Origin of the sequence: Paracidovorax wautersii (genome assembly GCF_031453675.1) — a bacterium.
Classification (GTDB): Bacteria; Pseudomonadota; Gammaproteobacteria; order Burkholderiales; family Burkholderiaceae_C; genus Paracidovorax.
Window position 1 is genome coordinate 1 of record NZ_JAVIZX010000001.1, and the last position, 17,840, is coordinate 17,840.

Below are 17,840 nucleotides of genomic sequence, written 5' to 3' on the forward strand. Positions count from 1 at the left end.
CACGCGCGCATCGCCGTGCAGTTCGTGCTGAACTACGAGGAAGGCGGCGAAAACTCCGTGCTGCATGGCGACGCGGGCAGCGAACAGTTCCTGTCGGAAATGTTCAACCCCGCCGCCTACCCCGAGCGCCACATCAGCATGGAAGGCATCTATGAATACGGCTCGCGCGCTGGCGTATGGCGGCTGCTGCGCGAGTTCGAGCGCCGCGGCCTTCCGCTCACTGTGTTCGGCGTGGCCACCGCCCTGCAGCGCCATCCCGAATTGACGGCGGCCTTCGGCGAACTGGGCCACGACATCGCCTGCCACGGCCTGAAGTGGATCCACTACCAGAACATTCCTGAAGACGTGGAGCGCGCCCACATGGCCGAGGCCATGGCGATCATCCAGCGCCTGACCGGCCACCGCCCGCTGGGCTGGTACACCGGCCGCGACAGCCCGCGCACGCGCCGCCTGGTGGCCGACTACGGCGGCTTCGCCTACGACAGCGACTACTACGGCGACGACCTGCCCTTCTGGATGAAGGTGAAGAAGACCGACGGCACCGACGCCGCGCAACTGATCGTGCCCTACACGCTGGACTGCAACGACATGCGCTTCGCGCTGCCGCAGGGCTATTCGCATGCGGACCCGTTCTTCCAGTACATGCGGGACACGTTCGATGCGCTGTATGCCGAAGGCGACCCGGCCGGGGACGACCGGCCCAAGATGATGAGCATCGGCATGCACTGCCGGCTGCTGGGACGGCCGGGCCGCATCACCGCCCTGCAGCGCTTTCTGGACCACATCCAGCGCCACGAGAACGTCTGGGTGTGCCGGCGCATCGACATCGCGCACCACTGGGCCCGGCATTTCCCGGCACCCTCGGTTTGAGCCATTTTGGCCTGCAGCGCTTGATATGCAAGCGCATGCAGCTCACTTTTCAGGAGCATACATGCCTGCAACGCTGACCCTGGACCACCTCAACGCCGCGCCGGCCGCAGACGCTCTGGCGCTGCTGGACGGGCTGTACGAGCACTCCCCCTGGATCGCCGAGGCCGCACTGGCCCGGCGGCCCTTCCGATCATTGGCACAGTTCAAGTACGCCCTGGTGCAGGTCGTGCAGGCCGCGCCGCTGGAGGCGCAGCTGGCGCTGATCCGCGCCCACCCCGAGCTCGCCGGCAAGGCCATGGTGGCCCAGTCGCTCACGGCGGAATCGACGAACGAGCAAAGCAAGGCCGGCCTCACGCAGTGCACGCCCGAGGAGTTCGCGCGCATCCAGCAGCTCAACACCGACTACAACGCGCGCTTCGGCTTCCCGTTCATCCTGGCCGTGCGCGGGCCGCGCGGCACGGGACTGTCCAAGCAGGACATCATCGACACCTTCGCCCGCCGCCTGAACCACCCGGTGGACTTCGAGAGGGCCGAAGCGCTGCGCAACATCCACCGCATCGCCGAGATCCGCCTGAACGACAAGTTCGGCGTCGAACCCACGCTGGGCAACGACGTGTGGGACTGGCAGGAAAAGCTGGCCGTGCACAGCGATCCGGGCTTTGCCGAGCAGGGCCAGCTCACCGTCACCTACCTCACCGACGCGCACCGCGCCTGCGCTAAAGCGCTCAGCCACTGGATGCGCGACTGCGGCTTCGACGAGGTCGAGGTGGATGCGGTGGGCAACGTGGTGGGCCGCTACCACGGCGCCACGCAGGGCGCCAAGATGCTCATGACGGGCAGCCACTACGACACGGTGCGCAACGGCGGCAAGTACGACGGGCGCCTGGGCATCTTCGTGCCCATGGCCTGCGTGCGCGAACTGCACCGCGCCGGCCGCCGCCTGCCCTTCGGCATCGAGGTGGTGGGATTCGCCGAAGAAGAAGGCCAGCGCTACAAGGCCACCTTCCTGGGCTCGGGCGCGCTCATCGGCCACTTCAACCCGGCCTGGCTCGACCAGCAGGATGCGGACGGCATCACGATGCGCGAAGCCATGCAGCAAGCGGGCCTGTGCATTGACGACATCCCCAAGCTGCAGCGCGACCCGGCCCGCTACCTGGGCTTCATCGAAGTGCACATCGAACAGGGCCCGGTGCTCAACGAGCTGGACATACCGCTGGGCGTGGTCACCTCCATCAACGGCAGCGTGCGCTACGTGTGCGAGATGACCGGTATGGCCAGCCACGCCGGCACCACGCCCATGGACCGCCGCCGCGACGCCGCCGTGGGCGTGGCCGAGCTGGCGCTGTACGTGGAAAAGCGCGCCGCGCAGGACGGCGACTCCGTCGGCACCATCGGCCAGCTGCAGGTGCCGAGCGGCTCCATCAACGTGGTGCCCGGCCGCTGCCTCTTCAGCCTGGATCTGCGCGCGCCCACCGATGCGCAGCGCGACGCGCTGGAGCGCGACGTGCTGGCCGAGCTGGCCGCCATCGCGCAGCGCCGCGGCCTGGGCTACAAGGCCGAGCAGTCCATGAAGGCCGCAGCCGCCCCCAGCGCGCCCGCGTGGCAGCAGCGCTGGGAGCGCGCCGTGGAGGCGCTGGGCGTGCCCGTCTTCCGCATGCCCAGCGGCGCCGGCCACGACGCCATGAAGCTGCACGAAATCCTGCCCCAGGCCATGCTGTTCACGCGCGGCCTGAACGGCGGCATCAGCCACAACCCGCTGGAGTCCACGACGGCCGACGACATGCAGCTGGCCGTCGATGCCTTCACCCACGTATTGAACCAACTCGCCACGGAAACCCCATGAGCAACTACCAGCCACTCGACGCCTGGATCGACCAGCATTTCGACGAGGAAGTGCGCTTCCTGCAAGCCCTCGTGCAGGTGCCCACCGACACGCCCCCCGGCAACAACGCACCCCATGCGGAGCGCACGGCCGAGCTGCTGCAAGGCTTCGGCTTCGACGCCGAAAAGCACGCCGTGCCCGAGGCCGACGTGCGCGCCTATGGCATGGAGTCGATCACCAACCTGATCGTGCGCCGCACCTACGGCACGCCCGGCGACGGCGGCAAGACCATCGCACTGAACGCGCACGGCGACGTCGTGCCGCCCGGCGAGGGCTGGACGCACGACCCCTACGGCGCCGAGATCGTCGATGGAAAGATGTACGGCCGCGCCACCGCTGTGAGCAAGAGCGACTTCGCCTCCTTCACCTTCGCCTTGCGCGCGCTCGAAGCGGTGGCCAAGCCTACGCGCGGCGCGGTGGAACTGCACTTCACCTACGACGAGGAGTTCGGCGGCGAACTCGGCCCCGGCTGGCTGCTCAAGAAAGGGCTGACGAAGCCCGACCTGATGATCGCCGCCGGCTTCAGCTACGAGGTGGTCACCGCGCACAACGGCTGCCTGCAGATGGAAGTGACCGTGCACGGCAAGATGGCCCATGCCGCCGTGCCGCACACGGGCGTGGACGCGCTGCAGGGCGCCGTGCACATCCTGAACGCGCTCTACAAGCAGAACACAGCCTACCAGCAGATCACGTCGAAGGTCGAGGGCATCAAGCACCCCTACCTGAACGTGGGCCGCATCGAAGGCGGCACCAACACCAACGTCGTACCGGGCAAGGTCACGTTCAAGCTCGACCGCCGCATGATCCCGGAAGAGAACCCGGTCGATGTGGAGGCCGACATCCGCCGCGTGATCGCCGAGGCGGCTGCGGGCAAGGCCGGCATCACGGTGGAGATCAAGCGCCTGCTGCTGGCCAATTCGATGAAGCCGCTGGCCGGCAACGCACCGCTGGTGAGCGCCATCCAGCGCCATGGCGAAGCCGTGTTCGGCCAGCCCGTACCCGCCATGGGCACGCCGCTGTACACCGATGTGCGCCTGTATGGCGAGGCCGGCATTCCCGGCGTGATCTACGGCGCCGGCCCGCGCACCGTGCTCGAGTCGCACGCCAAGCGCGCCGACGAACGCCTGGACCTGGAAGACCTGCGCCGCGCGACCAAGGTGATCGCCCGCGCGCTGCACGACTTGCTGAAGTAACGAGGTGCAGAAGAACGTGTGCACGATCTTCCAGGGGTCGCGTTGAAGCGCAATCGGGATGAGTGGACGCTTCGGATGCGCCGCATGGGCTCGTGCCCATGCCAGCATTCGAGGCGTTCAATCGCCCGATTTCGCTCCAACCCTTCGGGCAGTGGCGTTTGCGGGCAGTCTGCGGCGTTGCGGCACTTGCCAATAGCCGAGCTATTGGCAGCGCACCGCGCCTTGCATCCCCTCCCGCAAACGCCGCTGCGCGGCCCCTGCAAGATCGTGAACACGTTCTAAAAGCCCGCCCGTGCCGGGGCGCGGCCTACACTCCTCGCGGGGTTGGGACATGCTCGCCGTCACAAGGGCATGCGAAGGCCACCGCATCACCGAGGAGATCCCTATGCAACTTCGACACACGCTGCTCGCCAGCAGCCTGGCGCTGGCCTTGGCCAGCCTGAGCGCCTGCAGCACCAACCCCGCGCAGCGGGACAGCATGCAGACCGGGGCCACGCCCGCCCAGACCGCGGCCGTGGCCGCCGCGCCCGCACAGCCGCCCGCTGCTGCTGCGCCCACCGCCACCCCGGCCGTGCAGCAGAGCGCTGCAGCCCAGGCCGCCGCCGCGGCGTACGACTTCGACATGGACGTGTTCCATCCGGTCGTGGCCAGGAACGGCATGGTGGCCACCGAGCAGGAACTGGCCTCGAAGATCGGCCTGGACATCCTCAAGCAAGGCGGCAATGCCGTGGACGCGGCGGTCGGCATCGGCTTCGCGCTGGCCGTGGCCCTGCCCAACGCGGGCAACCTGGGCGGCGGCGGCTTCATGGTGGTGCACGACGCCAAGACCGGCAAGAACGTCGCGCTGGATTTCCGCGAGGTGGCCCCGCAAGCCGCGACGCGCGACATGTACCTGGACGACAAGGGCAACGTGATCAACGGCAAGTCGCTGTATACCCACTACGCCATCGGCGTGCCCGGCACCGTGGCCGGCATGGAGCACGCCCTGAAGAACTGGGGCACCATGCCCCTGTCCAAGGTGATCGCCCCGGCCGCTGCGCTGGCCGACAAGGGCTTCCCGGTCAGCGAGACGCTGGCCAAGATCCTGCAGCAAGAGAAGAAGAATATGGGCCAGTGGCCCGCCACGCGCGCCATCTTCTGGAAGAACGGCGAGCCACTGAAGGCCGGCGATGCGCTGGTGCAGAAAGACCTGGCGCAGTCGATGCGCCTGATCGGGCAGCAGGGCGCCAAGGCGTTCTACCAGGGCGCCATCGCGCAGAAGATCGCCGCGGAAACCAAGCCGCATGCGGGCGCCGTCACGCTGGCCGACCTGCGCGATTACAAGGTCGTCGAGCGCGTACCCACCACCGGCACCTATCGCGGCTACGACATCGTGACCATGCCGCCCCCCTCGTCGGGCGGCCCGCACCTGGTGCAGATCCTGAACATGCTGGAGCCGCTGCCGCTGGCGCAGTGGGGCCCCAACAGCGCGCAGACCCTGCACTACATGGCCGAGAGCATGAAGCTGGCGTACGCCGACCGCTCCGAGTACCTGGGCGACCCCGACTTCGTGAAGATTCCGCTCAAGGGCCTGACGTCCAAGAACTACGCCGCATCGCTGGCCAAGACCATCGACCCGAACGTGGCCCGTTCCGGCAAAAGCATCAAGCCCGGCCAGCCCCAGCCGTATGAAAGCGACCAGACCACACACTACTCGGTGGTGGACAAGGCCGGCAACGCCGTGGCGGTGACCTATACGCTGAACACCAACTTCGGCAGCGGCATCGTCGCCAAGGGCACGGGCATCCTGCTCAACAACGAGATGGACGACTTCTCGGCCAAGCCCGGCGTGGCCAACGCCTACGGGCTGGTGGGCGGCGACGCCAACGCCGTGGCCGCCAAGAAGCGCCCCCTGTCGTCGATGACGCCCACCATGGTGCTGAAGGACGGCAAGCCCGTGCTGGTGACCGGCAGCCCCGGTGGCGCCCGCATCATCACCACCGTGCTGCAGACCGTGGTGAACACCATCGACTTCAACATGAACCCGGCCGAGGCCGCCAGCACGCCCCGCGTGCACCACCAGTGGACGCCGGACGAGCTTCGCATCGAAAAGGGCCTGAGCCCGGACACCATCGCGCTGCTGAAGGCCAAAGGCCACAACGTGCAGCTCAAGGCGTCGATGGGCCGCACGCAGACCATCCAGCTGCGCGGCGGCGCGATGTACGGCTACTCCGACCCGCGCAACCCGGACGGCAAGACGCTGGGCTACTGACGCGCCCGGCCGGCCGGGGCCTCCTGCATGCCCCGGCCGCCCTCCTGCCTCGCTCCCTCAAGCCGCCTTCGGGCGGCTTTCTCTTTTTTTGATAGCAGGTGGCGCTTGCAGCGCAAGGGCTGGAGCCCGTTTTTTCTCTGAACCGCGTTCGCCGCGATCTCCAAGCCGCATGGGCGACACACCGCGGGTTTTCCCGTTTGGTTCGCGCATTCCTCTTGCCTACATTTCTTGCATACAAGATTTGCAATCCAACAGAGTGGAGCAGAGGCAATGGCGCGTTTCTTCAGGTCTCTTTTCGGGCAGGTCGTCCTCGCCCTGGTGGCGGGGGTGGTGATCGGGCTGGTCTGGCCCGCCACGGCGGTGCAGCTCAAGCCCCTGGGCGATGGCTTCATCAAGCTCATCAAGATGCTGATCCCGCTGATCGTGTTCTGCGTGGTGGTGCACGGCATTGCCGGCACGGGCGATCTGAAGCGGGTGGGCCGGGTGGGCGTCAAGTCGCTGATCTACTTCGAGGTCATCACCACCATCGCTCTGGTACTCGGCCTGGTGCTGGCCTTCGTGTTCCAGCCCGGCGTGGGCATGAACGTGGACCCGAAGGCGCTGGACGCCTCTGCCATGAGCGCCTACGCCGCCAATGCCGACAAGCTGGCCAGCGGGGGCTTCAGCGACTTCCTGCTCAAGCTGATTCCCACCACGGCCATCAGCGCGTTCTCCAGCGGCGACGTGCTGCAGGTGCTGCTGTTCTCCATCGTCTTCGGCATCGCGCTGGCGCTGCTGGGCGAGCACGGGGCCCGCGTGGGCGGGCTCATCGAAGACCTGTCGCTGGTGCTGTTCAAGATCATGGGCCTGCTGATCCGCCTGGCGCCGCTGGGCGTGCTGGGCGCCATCGCCTTCACGGTGGGCAAGTACGGCGTGGGCTCGCTCAAGCAGTTGGGGCAGCTGGTGGCGCTGTTCTACGTGGCGGTGTTCCTGTTCGTGGCGGTCGTGCTCGGGCTCATCATGCGGCTGTCGGGCTTCAGCCTGTTCAAGCTGCTGCGCTACCTGCGCGAAGAACTGGCGGTGGTGTTCGCCACCACCTCGTCCGACAGCGTGCTGCCGCAGATCATGGCCAAGCTCAAGCACCTGGGCATCCGCGACTCGACCGTGGGCTTGGTCATCCCCACGGGCTACTCCTTCAATCTGGACGCGTTCTCGATCTACATCACGCTGGCCGCCGTGTTCATCGCCCAGGCGACCAACACGCCCATCAGCATGACCGACCTGCTGACCATCCTGGCGATCTCGCTGGTCACCTCCAAGGGCGCGCACGGCGTGCCGGGCTCGGCCATCGTGGTGCTGGCCGCCACGCTGCATGCGATTCCGGCGATTCCCGCAATCGGCTTGGTGCTGGTGCTGTCGGTGGACTGGTTCATGGGCATCGCACGCGCCCTGGGCAATCTGATCGGCAACTGCGTGGCCACCGTGGCCATCGCCGCGTGGGAGGGGGACATCGACCGCGAGCGCGCCCGCGCCGTGCTGGACCGCCAGCCTCTGCCACCGTCTGATCCGCGATGAATTTGGCGGGCGCGGCCTCCTATTTGTAAACAAAAGCAACGGTTTTGCGTTATATCTAGCGACTGGCTTTCCGTTCCTCATCCGCTCGCCCCGCGCCGGGGTGCGCGGGCTTCCCTCCAGCGTCGCCCCATGCTCCAAACCCTTCGCTCGAAGATTCTTGCCATCAGCACCGCCACCGTGGTCTGTGCCCTGGCCATCACCGGTGCTGCCACCTACAGCATCACCCGCACCAGCACCTTCCAGACCATCGAACAGGACCTGGACGCGATCACGGCCGGCAACACCATGGCCATCGACCAGTGGGTGGCGTCCAAGGCGCTGGCCGTGACGGCCGCGGCCGCCGCCATCGAGCAGGGCGACCCGCAGGACTACGCGGCGCACATGGGCAAGGCCAGCGGCTTCCCGATCACCACGGTGGGCTGGGAAGACAAGACCTTCAAGTCCACCACGCAGACGGCCGCAGGCTACGACCCCACGGCCCGTCCCTGGTACAAGGCCGCCGTGCAGGCCGGCAAGCTCACCGTCACCAAGCCTTATGGCGACTCCAGCACCGGCACACCCTACGTGGCCTTCGTAGCGCCCATGCTGCGCGGCGGCGCCCTGCAGGGCGTGATCAGCGGTGCCGTGCCGCTGACCGGCGTGCGCGATGTGGTGGCCGCCATCCGGCCCACGCCCAACAGCCTGGGTTTCGTCGTCAGCACCGAGGGCCAGGTGCTGGCCCATGCCGACGCCAAGCTCATCCTCAAGCCCGCCGCCGAGATCTCCGCCCTGCTCACGCCAGCGGCGCTGACGGCGCTCGCCACCGCCCAGCAACCGCTCGAAGTGGAGCTGGATGGCCGGGCCAAGCTGCTGAAGGCCCGCGCCGTGCAGGGCACGGACTGGCTGCTGGTCGTGGCGCTGGACAAGGCGGAGGCCACGGCCGGCCTGCGCAGCGTGCTGCAGACGCTGGCCGTCGCCATCGTCGTCCTGGCCCTGATCGCCGCCGCCGTGTCGGCCGCGCTCACCGCCACCTCGTTCCGCCGCCTGTCGCAGGTGCGCGACGCCATGGACACCGTGGGCTCCGGCGGCGGCGACCTGACCCAGCGCCTGCCCGTGCACGGCAACGACGAAGTGGCGCAGATCGCCAAGTCGTTCAACCAGTTCGTGGAGCAGATCGGCACGGTGCTCAAGGACGTGCAGAGCGGCGTGGAATCGATGAAGACCGCCACCGACGAGATCAAGGCCGGCAACCAGGATCTGTCCAACCGCACCGAAGGCTCGGCCAGCGCCATCCAGGAAACCTCGGCCTCGCTGTCGCAGCTCACCGTCAACGTCAAGCAGTCCGCCGAGGCCGCGGCCCTGGCCACGCGCCTGGCCAATGCGGCCAGCGCCTCCGCCACCAAGGGCGGCGAGGTGGTGGGCAGCGCCGTCAGCACCATGGATGAAATCTCCGGCGCCTCGTCCAAGATCGGCGAGATCATCGGCGTGATCGACTCCATCGCGTTCCAGACCAACATCCTGGCGCTGAACGCGGCCGTGGAAGCCGCCCGCGCCGGCGAGCAGGGCCGGGGCTTTGCCGTGGTGGCCGCCGAGGTGCGCAGCCTGGCGCACCGCAGCGCCACCGCCGCCAAGGAGATCAAGACGCTGATCGACGCCTCCGGCGCCAGCGTGGTCACCGGCACGGAGCGTGTGCGCGCCGCGGGCGAGACCATGGGCGAGATCGTGGAAGGCATCCAGCGCGTGGCGCAGATCATCGGCGAGATCAATGGATCGATGAACGAGCAGAGCATGGGCATCGGCCAGATCAACCAGGCCGTGGCCGAGATGGACCGCGCCACCCAGCAGAATGCAGCCCTGGTGGAGGAATCCACCGCGGCGTCCTCGGTGCTCAACGAACAGGCCCACCACCTGTCGCGCACCGTCGCCGGCTTCACGCTCGACCGCCGCGACGCGGACGATACCTTGCGGCTGCGATGACGCGGCCTTGACCGCACGGCCCCGCTGCGCGCACCCTTTCCGTCATGAGCATCAACCAGACCCAGATCGCGCAGCAGGTGGTGGAATCCATCCTGGCCCAGAAACTCGCCCCCGGCGAGCGGCTGGGCGAGCAAGAGCTGGCGGATCTGTTCGGCGTGAGCCGCACCATGGTCCGCGAAGCGCTGATGCAGCTGCAGGCGCGCGGCTTCATCGAGGTGCGGCCCCGGCGCGGCTGGTACGTGGTGGAGCCGTCGGTGGAAGACGCGCGCGATGCGTTCTCTGCCCGACGCATCATCGAGTCCGGCATCCTGGCCGAGGCGGGCCGGCCGCTGCAGTCCGTCATTCCCCGGCTGCGCGCGCACATCGCCGAGGAACGGCAGGCCATCGACGCGGCCGATGCCGCCACGCGCTCCTTCCTGCTGGCCGACTTCCACGTCTGCCTGGCCGAAGCCATGGGGCACCGCACGCTGAGCGACATGCTGCGCGACCTCACGGCGCGCACCACGCTGGCGGCGTCGCTCTACCAATCGCGCCATGAAGCCGCCCAATCGTGCGCCGAACACGCCGCCATCGTCGAGGCGCTGGAGGCCGGCGACACGGCCCTGGCGCGCGAGCGTCTGCTGGCCCATATCGGCCATGTGGAATCTGCGCTGAACCCCGACCAGCCCCTGGTGCGAGACCGCCTGCGCGATTCGCTCACGCCCCTGGCAGCGTCGCGCGCCGCCACCGGCGCCTGAAGCGCCACCCGGCCGCACTGCTGACGGCCGGGAAGACGCCGCCGCCCTGCCCTGCTGCCGCGTGTGCGCGTTTGCGCGTCAACCGCGCGCTGCACCACGCCCCCCTCCGCCCCCATCCCGCACGCGGCGCCGGCCCTGCCTGCCCGGCGCGCGATCACCTCGCTACCTCACTGCCTTCATGGCGGCACGGTGCCTTGCACCGCCCTCACAGGCTGCGTGCGGGTAATCACTGAGTGGCACTGGACCGGCGGCACTTGAGTGCACGCATTTTTTGTATACAAATATGGGGTGCAATAACCAGATCGCCGGTGACCCATTGCGCCGGCACACCGACCATCCGCCACGAGGAGACACCCGTGAACACAGCCGCCAGCACCGCCGCACCCGGCCTGCCCGCACAGTCCGGCAACTCGCCGCACGCAGGCACCGCGCTCATCAAGCCGGGATACGACCCGCGCCTGACCAACGAGGACCTCGCGCCCCTGAAGAAACAGACCTGGGGCCAATACAACATCTTCGCGTTCTGGATGTCCGACGTGCACAGCGTGGGCGGCTACATCACCGCCGGCAGCCTGTTCGCGCTGGGCCTGTCGAGCTGGCATGTGCTGGTGGCCCTGCTGGTGGGCATCGTCATCGTGCAGTTCTTCTGCAACCTGGTGGCCAAGCCCAGCCAGGTGACGAGCGTGCCCTACCCCGTCATCTGCCGTGCGTCGTTCGGCGTGCTGGGCGCCAACATTCCGGCCATCATCCGCGGGCTCATCGCCGTGGCCTGGTACGGCATCCAGACCTATCTGGCGTCCAGCGCCTTCATGATCCTGGCGCTGCACTTCTATCCGTCGCTGGACGCGTATGCCGATGTCACCCGTCACGGCTTCGCCGGCCTGTCCTTGCTGGGCTGGGTCGCCTTCATGGTGATGTGGGTGCTGCAGGCGCTGGTGTTCTGGCACGGCATGGAAGCGATTCGCCGCTTCATCGACTGGGCGGGGCCGGGCGTCTACGTGGTGATGTTCATCCTGTGCGGCTGGCTGGTCTGGAAAGCCGGGTGGAAGAACATCGACCTGAACCTGGGCGGCGTGCGCTTCCAGGGCTGGGATGCGGTGCCGGTGATGCTCTCGGCCATCGCGCTGGTGGTGAGCTACTTCAGCGGGCCGATGCTGAACTTCGGCGACTTCTCGCGCTACGGCAAGAGTTTCGACGCCGTGAAGAAAGGCAACTTCTGGGGCCTGCCCGTCAACTTCGTGTTCTTCTCGCTGCTGACCGTGCTCACCACGGCGGCCACGCTGCCGGTGTTCGGCGAGCTCATCACCGACCCGGTGCACACCGTGGGCCGCATCGACTCGACCACCGCCGTGGTGCTGGGCGCGCTCACCTTCATGATCGCCACCATCGGCATCAACATCGTCGCCAACTTCGTGTCGCCGGCGTTCGATTTCTCCAACGTCGCGCCGCAGCACATCAGCTGGCGCACGGGCGGCATGATCGCCGCGGTGGGCTCGATCTTCATCACGCCCTGGAACCTGTACAACAACCCGCAGGTGATCCACTACACGCTCGACGTGCTGGGCTCGTTCATCGGGCCGCTGTTCGGCATCCTCATCGCCGACTATTACCTGGTGCGCAAGCAGCAGGTGGACGTGGACGCGCTCTACACCATGGGCCGGGAAGGCCCGTACTGGTACAGCAACGGCTACAACCTGCGCGCGGTGTGGACCATGGTGCCGTCGGCGCTCATCCCCATCCTGTGCGTGCTGATACCCGCCTGGCGCGGCGCCGCCAACTACGCCTGGTTCATCGGCATGGGCCTGGGGCTCGTCATCTACACCGTCCTGAACACCGACCGGATCCGAAAGAGTTGAACACCGTGCGCATCCAGATCATCAATCCCAACACCACCTGGAGCATGACCGAGAAGATCGGTGCCTGCGCCCGCGCCGTGGCGCGGCCGGGCACCGAGATCGTCGCCGTGAGCCCGGCCATGGGGCCGGCCTCCATCGAAAGCCACTACGACGAGGCGCTGGCCATGCCAGGGCTGCTGCAGGTAATCGCCCAGGGCGAAGCGGCCGGCGTGGACGGCTACGTGATCGCCTGCTTCGGCGATCCGGGCTTGAAGGCCGCGCGCGAACTGGCACGCGGCCCGGTGGTCGGCATTGCCGAGGCGGCCATGCACCTGGCCAGCATGGTCGGCACGCGCTTCTCCGTCGTCACCACGCTGGGCCGCACCATGGGCCAGGCCTGGCACCTGGCCGAGATCTACGGCATGGAGCGCTTCTGCGCCAACGTGCGTGCCTGCGAGCTGCCGGTGCTGGAGCTGGAAGTGCCCGGCTCCCAAGCCCGCGAACGCATCGTCGACGAGTGCCGCCGCGCGCTGGCCGAGGACGGCTGCGACACCATCGTGCTGGGCTGCGCCGGCATGGCCGACCTGTGCGAGCACATCAGCGGATTGCTCGGCGTGCCGGTGATCGACGGCGTGGCGGCCGCCACCACGCTGGTCGAGTCGCTGGTGACGCTGCGCCTGGCCACCAGCAAGCACGGCGAACTGGCGCGCCCGCTGCCCAAGGCCATGGCCGGCGCGCTGGCGGGGTTCACCCTGCAGCCCGCGACTGCGGCCCACAGCCGGCGCGCCGCATGACCTGGGCTGCGGTGCCGGCTGCAGCCACTCCCGATTTCATAGCTGCATGCGCTTGATTTGCTTGGCATTCGATGCAAAATTACTTGAAAGTCCAATGAATACAAGCGCTGCCAGCTATGGTTTTTGACAAGCCCCGCAACCGGCGAAAGCGCTGACGCGCCACAATCGGGCATGCCCCGCGACCGCCCCTCCACGCCCCCGTCTAGTCCCCAGCGCGCAGCGCCCGCGCCGGCCGCCCGTGGCCGCGCCCCCCGCCCGGCCCCGCCGGATGGCGCCACACCGGCGCCGCAGGCCGAGCGCCAGGCCTCCATCGAAAGCATCGCGCAGGACCTGGCCACCGCCATCGTCGAAAAGCGCCTGCCGCCCGGCACCTGGCTGCGCGAAGAGGCGCTCGGCCGCGTGTATGCCGTCAGCCGCACCAAGATCCGCGCCGCGCTGGTGATGCTGGCCAAGGACCGGCTCATCGAGACCATCCCCGATAAGGGCGCCTTCGTCAGCCGCCCCAGCGTGCAGGAGGCGCGCGAGGTGTTCGCCGTGCGCCGCATCCTCGAAGCCGAGGTGGTGCGCCTGTTCGTGGCCCACGCCCGCCCGGCCGACTACCAGCTGCTGGAACAGCACATCCGCGTGGAGCGCACCGCCCTGCAGGCCAGCACCACCACCGGCCGCGTGCAGGAAAAGCTGCTGGGCGACTTCCACGTCGCGCTGGCCGAAGCCTCGGGCAACGCCACGCTGGCGCAGCTGGTGCGCGACCTGGTGGCGCGCAGCTCGCTTATCGCCATGCTCTACCACTCGTCGAACGACCCGCACTGCTCCAGCGACGAGCACGCCGACTTCCTGCGCATCTGCCGCAAGGGCAACGCCGACGCCGCCGTGGCCTGCATGAACGAGCACCTGACGCGCATCGAGAACAACCTGGAGCTGGACACCGAGCGCATGGACCGGCAGCTGGATCTGGTGAAGGCGCTGCTGGCGTAATGCCATCGGGTATGGCAGGGCTGGAGCGGAATGCGCCAGCCCGGCCCGACCGTCCTCCAGCGCCGTTCAGAGCGCTTGCACCATGCGCAGCACGGCCACCATGCCAGGATCGTCCAGCCCCTTGCTCTGCTCCGCGAACATGCGCGCCCGGCCGATGCGATTGGGCTGTCCGCGCAGCGCGTCCAGCGCGGATTGCGCGCCGGCGCACGCAGCGGCCTTCAGGGCCGCCGCATCCGCAGCCGGCGGGGCGGCACGCAGAGCTTCGGCAATGGCAGCCATGCTGTCGAGCATGGTCTTGTCGCCCAGCTTGGCCCCACCCCGCGCGCTCAGCGCGTCCAGCAAGGCCGGCAGCAATGCCTGCACGGCTTGCCGGTCCAGCGGCTGCTGTGCTTGCGGCGACTTGGCCGCCACCAGAAACGCCTGCGCCAGCAGCGTGCCGAAGCTGGAGCCCGACGCCTTGGCGCAGGCCGACGCGCACGCCTTGAACACGACAGCGGGGGTATCGCCCACCGGCAGCACCGCCTCCATGTTCTCCGCGCACTTCTGCAGCGTGGTGCCCAGGTCGCCATCGCCCAGGCGCGCATCCAGCGCATTGAATTCGGGCGCGGCCTCCCGCATGGCGGCACACCAGCGCTGCAGCGCGGCCGACAGAATGAGGCTATCGAGCGGCGCCATCAGATCACCCTCCAGAAAGGACAGTCGGCCGGGTCCTTGAGCAGGGCTTCCAGCTCGCTGTCCAGCGGCATCAACGTCAGCGAGGCCCCCGCCATCTCCATGGACGTGGCGTATCGCCCCACCAGGGGCATCACCGGTGTGGCACCGTGATCGGCCAGCACCTGCGCCACCTTGCGGTACAGGATGTACAGCTCCTCGTGCGGCGTGGCCCCCAGCGAGTTCACCAGCACCGCCACGCGGCTGCCGCGCTGCAGATCCAGTTCGGGCAGCAGGCGGTCGAGCATCTCCTGCGCCAGCGCGTCCGCGGTGGGCAGCTTGCCGCGCCAGATACCGGGCTCGCCGTGAATGCCCATGCCGAACTCCACCTCGTCCTCCGCGATCGCGAAGGAGGCCTTGCCGGACTCGGGCACGACGCAGGGCGTGAGCGCGACGCCGATGCTGCGCACCGCCTGCGCGGCCTTGCGCGCGGCGGCGGCCACCTCGGCCAGGCTGCCGCCCGCGGCGGCCCGCGCCCCGGCGATCTTGTAGGCGTACACCAGCCCTGCCACGCCGCGGCGCTTGTCGCGCTCGGCCGGCGGCGCACTGGCGACATCGTCCGCCACGCGCACGGCATCGACCTCGATGCCTTCGAGCTCCAGGAACTCCTGGGCCATCTCGAAGTTCATGCGGTCGCCGCCGTAGTTGCCATAGAGGTGCAGGATGCCCGCGCCGCCATCGGCCGCCTGGGCTGCGGCCTGGCAGTCGGCCACCCGCGGGCCGGCAAACACATTGCCGACCGCACAGGCGTCGATCAGCCCGCGGCCGATGTAGCCCAGAAACACGGGCAGGTGGCCCGAGCCCCCGCCCGTGACGATGCCGACCTTGCCCGGCACCGGGCCGCCGGCCAGCGCCAGCACGCGGCCATCGTCACCCAGGCGGCGGAAGTGGTCGCCATGGGCCAGGCACAGGCCTTCCAGCGTTTCGTCCACATAGTCGGCGGGACGGTTGAGGATCTTTTTCATGGGCGGGTCTCAATCTGCCTTCAGCCGGCCTTCACGCGCAGCGGTGCTGGCCACCTTGTATTCCGCCTCGAGCACCTTGGCGAACTCTTCGGGCGTGCCGGGGTAGGCCGTGCTGCCCATTTCCTTGGCAGAGGCCACCATCTGCGGGTCTTTCACCGCCTGTGCGAGCGCATTGGCCAGCTGGCTGCGCAGTTCGGGCGGCAGGCCGGCCGGGCCCAGCACGCCGATCCAGGTGGTGCCGTCGATCTCGCCGAAGCCCTGCTGCGCCACCGTCTTCACGCCCGGCAGGGTGGGATCTTCTTGCGGGCCCAGAATCGCCAGAGGCTGCAGGGCGCCCGACTTGATGTGCGGCAGGGAGCTGGTGACCTGGTCGAAATGCACATCGATCACGCCGCCCATCAGGTCCACCAGCGCCGGGCCCGAGCCCTTGTAGCTGACCGAGGTGAAGCGGGCCTTGAGCAGGTTCTCCATCTGCAGCAGGGCCAGCTGGTTGGGCGTTCCGGGGCCCGAGTGGCCGGCACTGAGCTTGCCGTCTTCCGACTTGGCATAGGCCACCAGATCCGCCAGGGTCTTGAACCGGGCGTCGTTCTTGCGCGCCAGCAGAACCATGGAACTCTTGTTGACCAGGGCCAGCGGCGCGAAGTTGCTGCGGCTGTAGGCGGTCTTGATCATCTCCGGCAAGGTCACGATGACGCCGGCCCCGCACAGCAGCAGCGTGTAGCCATCGGGCTGCGCGCGCGACACGCCGATGGCGCCGATTGCACCGCCGCCACCGCCCCGGTTGTCGATGACCACCGGCTGGCCGAGCACCTTGCCGAGCGATACGGCCAGCAGCCGGGCCACCAGATCGGTGTTGCCCCCGGGTGCGAAGGGCACCACGATGGTGACGGGTTTGTTGGGAAAGCCCTGCGCCCAAGCAGGCAGGCCGGCGGCCAGGGCCCCCATGCTGGCCAGGGTGCCGGTGCGCAGCAGTTCGCGACGATTCAAAGGCATCTTGTCAGTCTCCAATCTGTAGTTGTGAAGGGGTCCGGGCACGCCCTGCCCAGGCGCGGGCGCCGGGAGCTTATTTCTCGAAACGCAGCACGGCTTCCAGCGCAGGCCGGATACGGGCCAGCTGCGCCTCGGTGGTGGCAGGCATGGGCGCGCGGGGCAGGCCGGCGTCGCAACCTTGCAGGGTGATGGACGTCTTGATGTTGGCCGGCAGGTTGTCCGCCACGATGGTGTTCCAGTAGGTCAGCATGGCCTTGTGCATCTCGAACGCCTTGGCGTGATCCCCCGCCTGCACGGTCTCCCACAGCTTGACGCACACGCCCGGAATGGCCGCGGGCGTGGCGGCAATCGTGCCGTGCGCCCCCAGGGCGAACGAGGAGTACAGCAGGGCATCAATGGCCGAATAGATCTTGCAGCCCGCTGGCGTGCCCAGCAGTAGGTCGGCCATCAGCTTCAGGTCGCCCTGGCTTTGCTTCACCCCCTGCACGCCGGGCAGTTCGGTCATGAGGCGGATCAGCTGCGCCGGGGTCAGGTAGTTCCAGGGAACGACGTTGTAGATGATGACCGGCGTATCGACCGCCTCGGTCAGCGCCTTGAAATGCTTGTAGGTCGCCTCTTCATCGGGCTTGAACAGGTAATGCACCGGCGTGACCTGCAGCGCCGCCACGTTCAGATGCTGGATGGCACGGGCGCGATGGATGGCGTCGCGGGTGCTGTTGGAAATGATGCCCGCCACGATGGGCACGGCGCCGGCGACCTCCTCCACCGTGATCTCCATGACGCGCTTGAACTCTTCCAGCGTGAACGTGTGGCCTTCACCGCTGCTGCCGCCGGGGCACACGCCATGCACGCCCTTGTCCAGGTTGAAGCGGATGATCTGGCGGAAGGCGGCTTCGTCGATCTCGCCCGAGGCGGTGAAAGGCGTGACGAGTGGCGGAATGACGCCGGTAAGTTCTAGGCCCATGAAAACTCCAGAAGAAGGGGAAGCAGAAGGAGAGAAAAGCGATCCGTCACAGCTGCACTGGTGCGAAAGCTGCCGATGCCACCCTATGCTACGACTAACATGTCAGACAGTTATCAGAGTTATCCCTGACATGTCAGTGAATGCTTTCCGGGCCGACAGGCTT

At 68.0% G+C, this 17,840-nt stretch carries 14 protein-coding genes; 10 read left to right on the top strand and 4 right to left on the bottom strand.

The window, feature by feature from the left end; all coding sequences use genetic code 11:
- The 10 genes from puuE to QE399_RS00050 all read left to right on the top strand — a co-directional run.
- Nucleotides 1–870: allantoinase PuuE (gene puuE / locus QE399_RS00005; RefSeq protein WP_309825160.1), on the top strand; the 870-nt coding region annotated here is incomplete at its 5' end.
- Nucleotides 871–931: 61 nt separating this feature from the next.
- Nucleotides 932–2,713: a 2-oxo-4-hydroxy-4-carboxy-5-ureidoimidazoline decarboxylase gene (gene uraD / locus QE399_RS00010; RefSeq protein ID WP_309825163.1), complete on the top strand. Its 1,782-nt coding sequence runs from the start codon at nucleotides 932–934 to the stop codon at nucleotides 2,711–2,713.
- Entirely contained in the window at nucleotides 2,710–3,945 is a 1,236-nt protein-coding gene (locus QE399_RS00015) for a M20 family metallopeptidase (RefSeq protein ID WP_309825165.1), read from the top strand. Before uraD ends, QE399_RS00015 begins: the two co-directional genes overlap by 4 nt.
- 385 nt (nucleotides 3,946–4,330) lie before the next feature.
- Entirely contained in the window at nucleotides 4,331–6,196 is a 1,866-nt protein-coding gene (ggt, locus tag QE399_RS00020) for a gamma-glutamyltransferase (RefSeq protein WP_309825167.1), read from the top strand.
- Between the two features lie 270 nt (nucleotides 6,197–6,466).
- Nucleotides 6,467–7,750 carry a C4-dicarboxylate transporter DctA gene (locus QE399_RS00025; RefSeq protein ID WP_309825169.1) on the top strand — a complete coding sequence of 428 codons (1,284 nt, stop codon included), beginning with the start codon at nucleotides 6,467–6,469 and terminating at the stop codon, nucleotides 7,748–7,750.
- A gap of 129 nt (nucleotides 7,751–7,879) precedes the next feature.
- A complete protein-coding gene (locus tag QE399_RS00030; protein ID WP_309825171.1) occupies nucleotides 7,880–9,706 on the top strand; it encodes a methyl-accepting chemotaxis protein in 1,827 nt (608 codons plus the stop codon).
- A 44-nt stretch (nucleotides 9,707–9,750) separates the two neighbouring features.
- Nucleotides 9,751–10,443 (top strand): GntR family transcriptional regulator, encoded by a 693-nt coding sequence (locus QE399_RS00035; protein ID WP_309825174.1) that lies wholly within the window; start codon nucleotides 9,751–9,753, stop codon nucleotides 10,441–10,443.
- 389 nt (nucleotides 10,444–10,832) lie between these two features.
- Nucleotides 10,833–12,299 carry an NCS1 family nucleobase:cation symporter-1 gene (locus QE399_RS00040; RefSeq protein WP_405044046.1) on the top strand — a complete coding sequence of 489 codons (1,467 nt, stop codon included), beginning with the start codon at nucleotides 10,833–10,835 and terminating at the stop codon, nucleotides 12,297–12,299.
- Nucleotides 12,300–12,304: 5 nt separating this feature from the next.
- Nucleotides 12,305–13,072 carry an aspartate/glutamate racemase family protein gene (locus QE399_RS00045; protein WP_309825178.1) on the top strand — a complete coding sequence of 256 codons (768 nt, stop codon included), beginning with the start codon at nucleotides 12,305–12,307 and terminating at the stop codon, nucleotides 13,070–13,072.
- Between the two features lie 171 nt (nucleotides 13,073–13,243).
- Nucleotides 13,244–14,047, top strand: a complete 804-nt coding sequence (locus tag QE399_RS00050) for a GntR family transcriptional regulator (RefSeq protein WP_309825180.1) — start codon at nucleotides 13,244–13,246, stop codon at nucleotides 14,045–14,047.
- Between the two features lie 66 nt (nucleotides 14,048–14,113).
- Here QE399_RS00050 and QE399_RS00055 read toward each other — a convergent pair whose 3' ends face one another.
- The 4 genes from QE399_RS00055 to QE399_RS00070 all read right to left on the bottom strand — a co-directional run bounded on the left by QE399_RS00055 (nucleotide 14,114) and on the right by QE399_RS00070 (nucleotide 17,677).
- Nucleotides 14,114–14,722: a DAK2 domain-containing protein gene (locus QE399_RS00055; protein WP_309825181.1), complete on the bottom strand. Its 609-nt coding sequence runs from the start codon at nucleotides 14,720–14,722 to the stop codon at nucleotides 14,114–14,116.
- Nucleotides 14,722–15,723 carry a dihydroxyacetone kinase subunit DhaK gene (locus QE399_RS00060; protein WP_309825183.1) on the bottom strand — a complete coding sequence of 334 codons (1,002 nt, stop codon included), beginning with the start codon at nucleotides 15,721–15,723 and terminating at the stop codon, nucleotides 14,722–14,724. The genes QE399_RS00055 and QE399_RS00060 overlap by 1 nt, the downstream gene beginning before the upstream one ends.
- A gap of 9 nt (nucleotides 15,724–15,732) precedes the next feature.
- Nucleotides 15,733–16,716 carry a Bug family tripartite tricarboxylate transporter substrate binding protein gene (locus QE399_RS00065; protein ID WP_309825185.1) on the bottom strand — a complete coding sequence of 328 codons (984 nt, stop codon included), beginning with the start codon at nucleotides 16,714–16,716 and terminating at the stop codon, nucleotides 15,733–15,735.
- Between the two features lie 70 nt (nucleotides 16,717–16,786).
- Nucleotides 16,787–17,677, bottom strand: coding sequence for a dihydrodipicolinate synthase family protein (locus QE399_RS00070; protein ID WP_309825187.1), 891 nt, complete (start codon nucleotides 17,675–17,677; stop codon nucleotides 16,787–16,789).
- Between the last annotated feature and the right edge of the window lie 163 nt (nucleotides 17,678–17,840).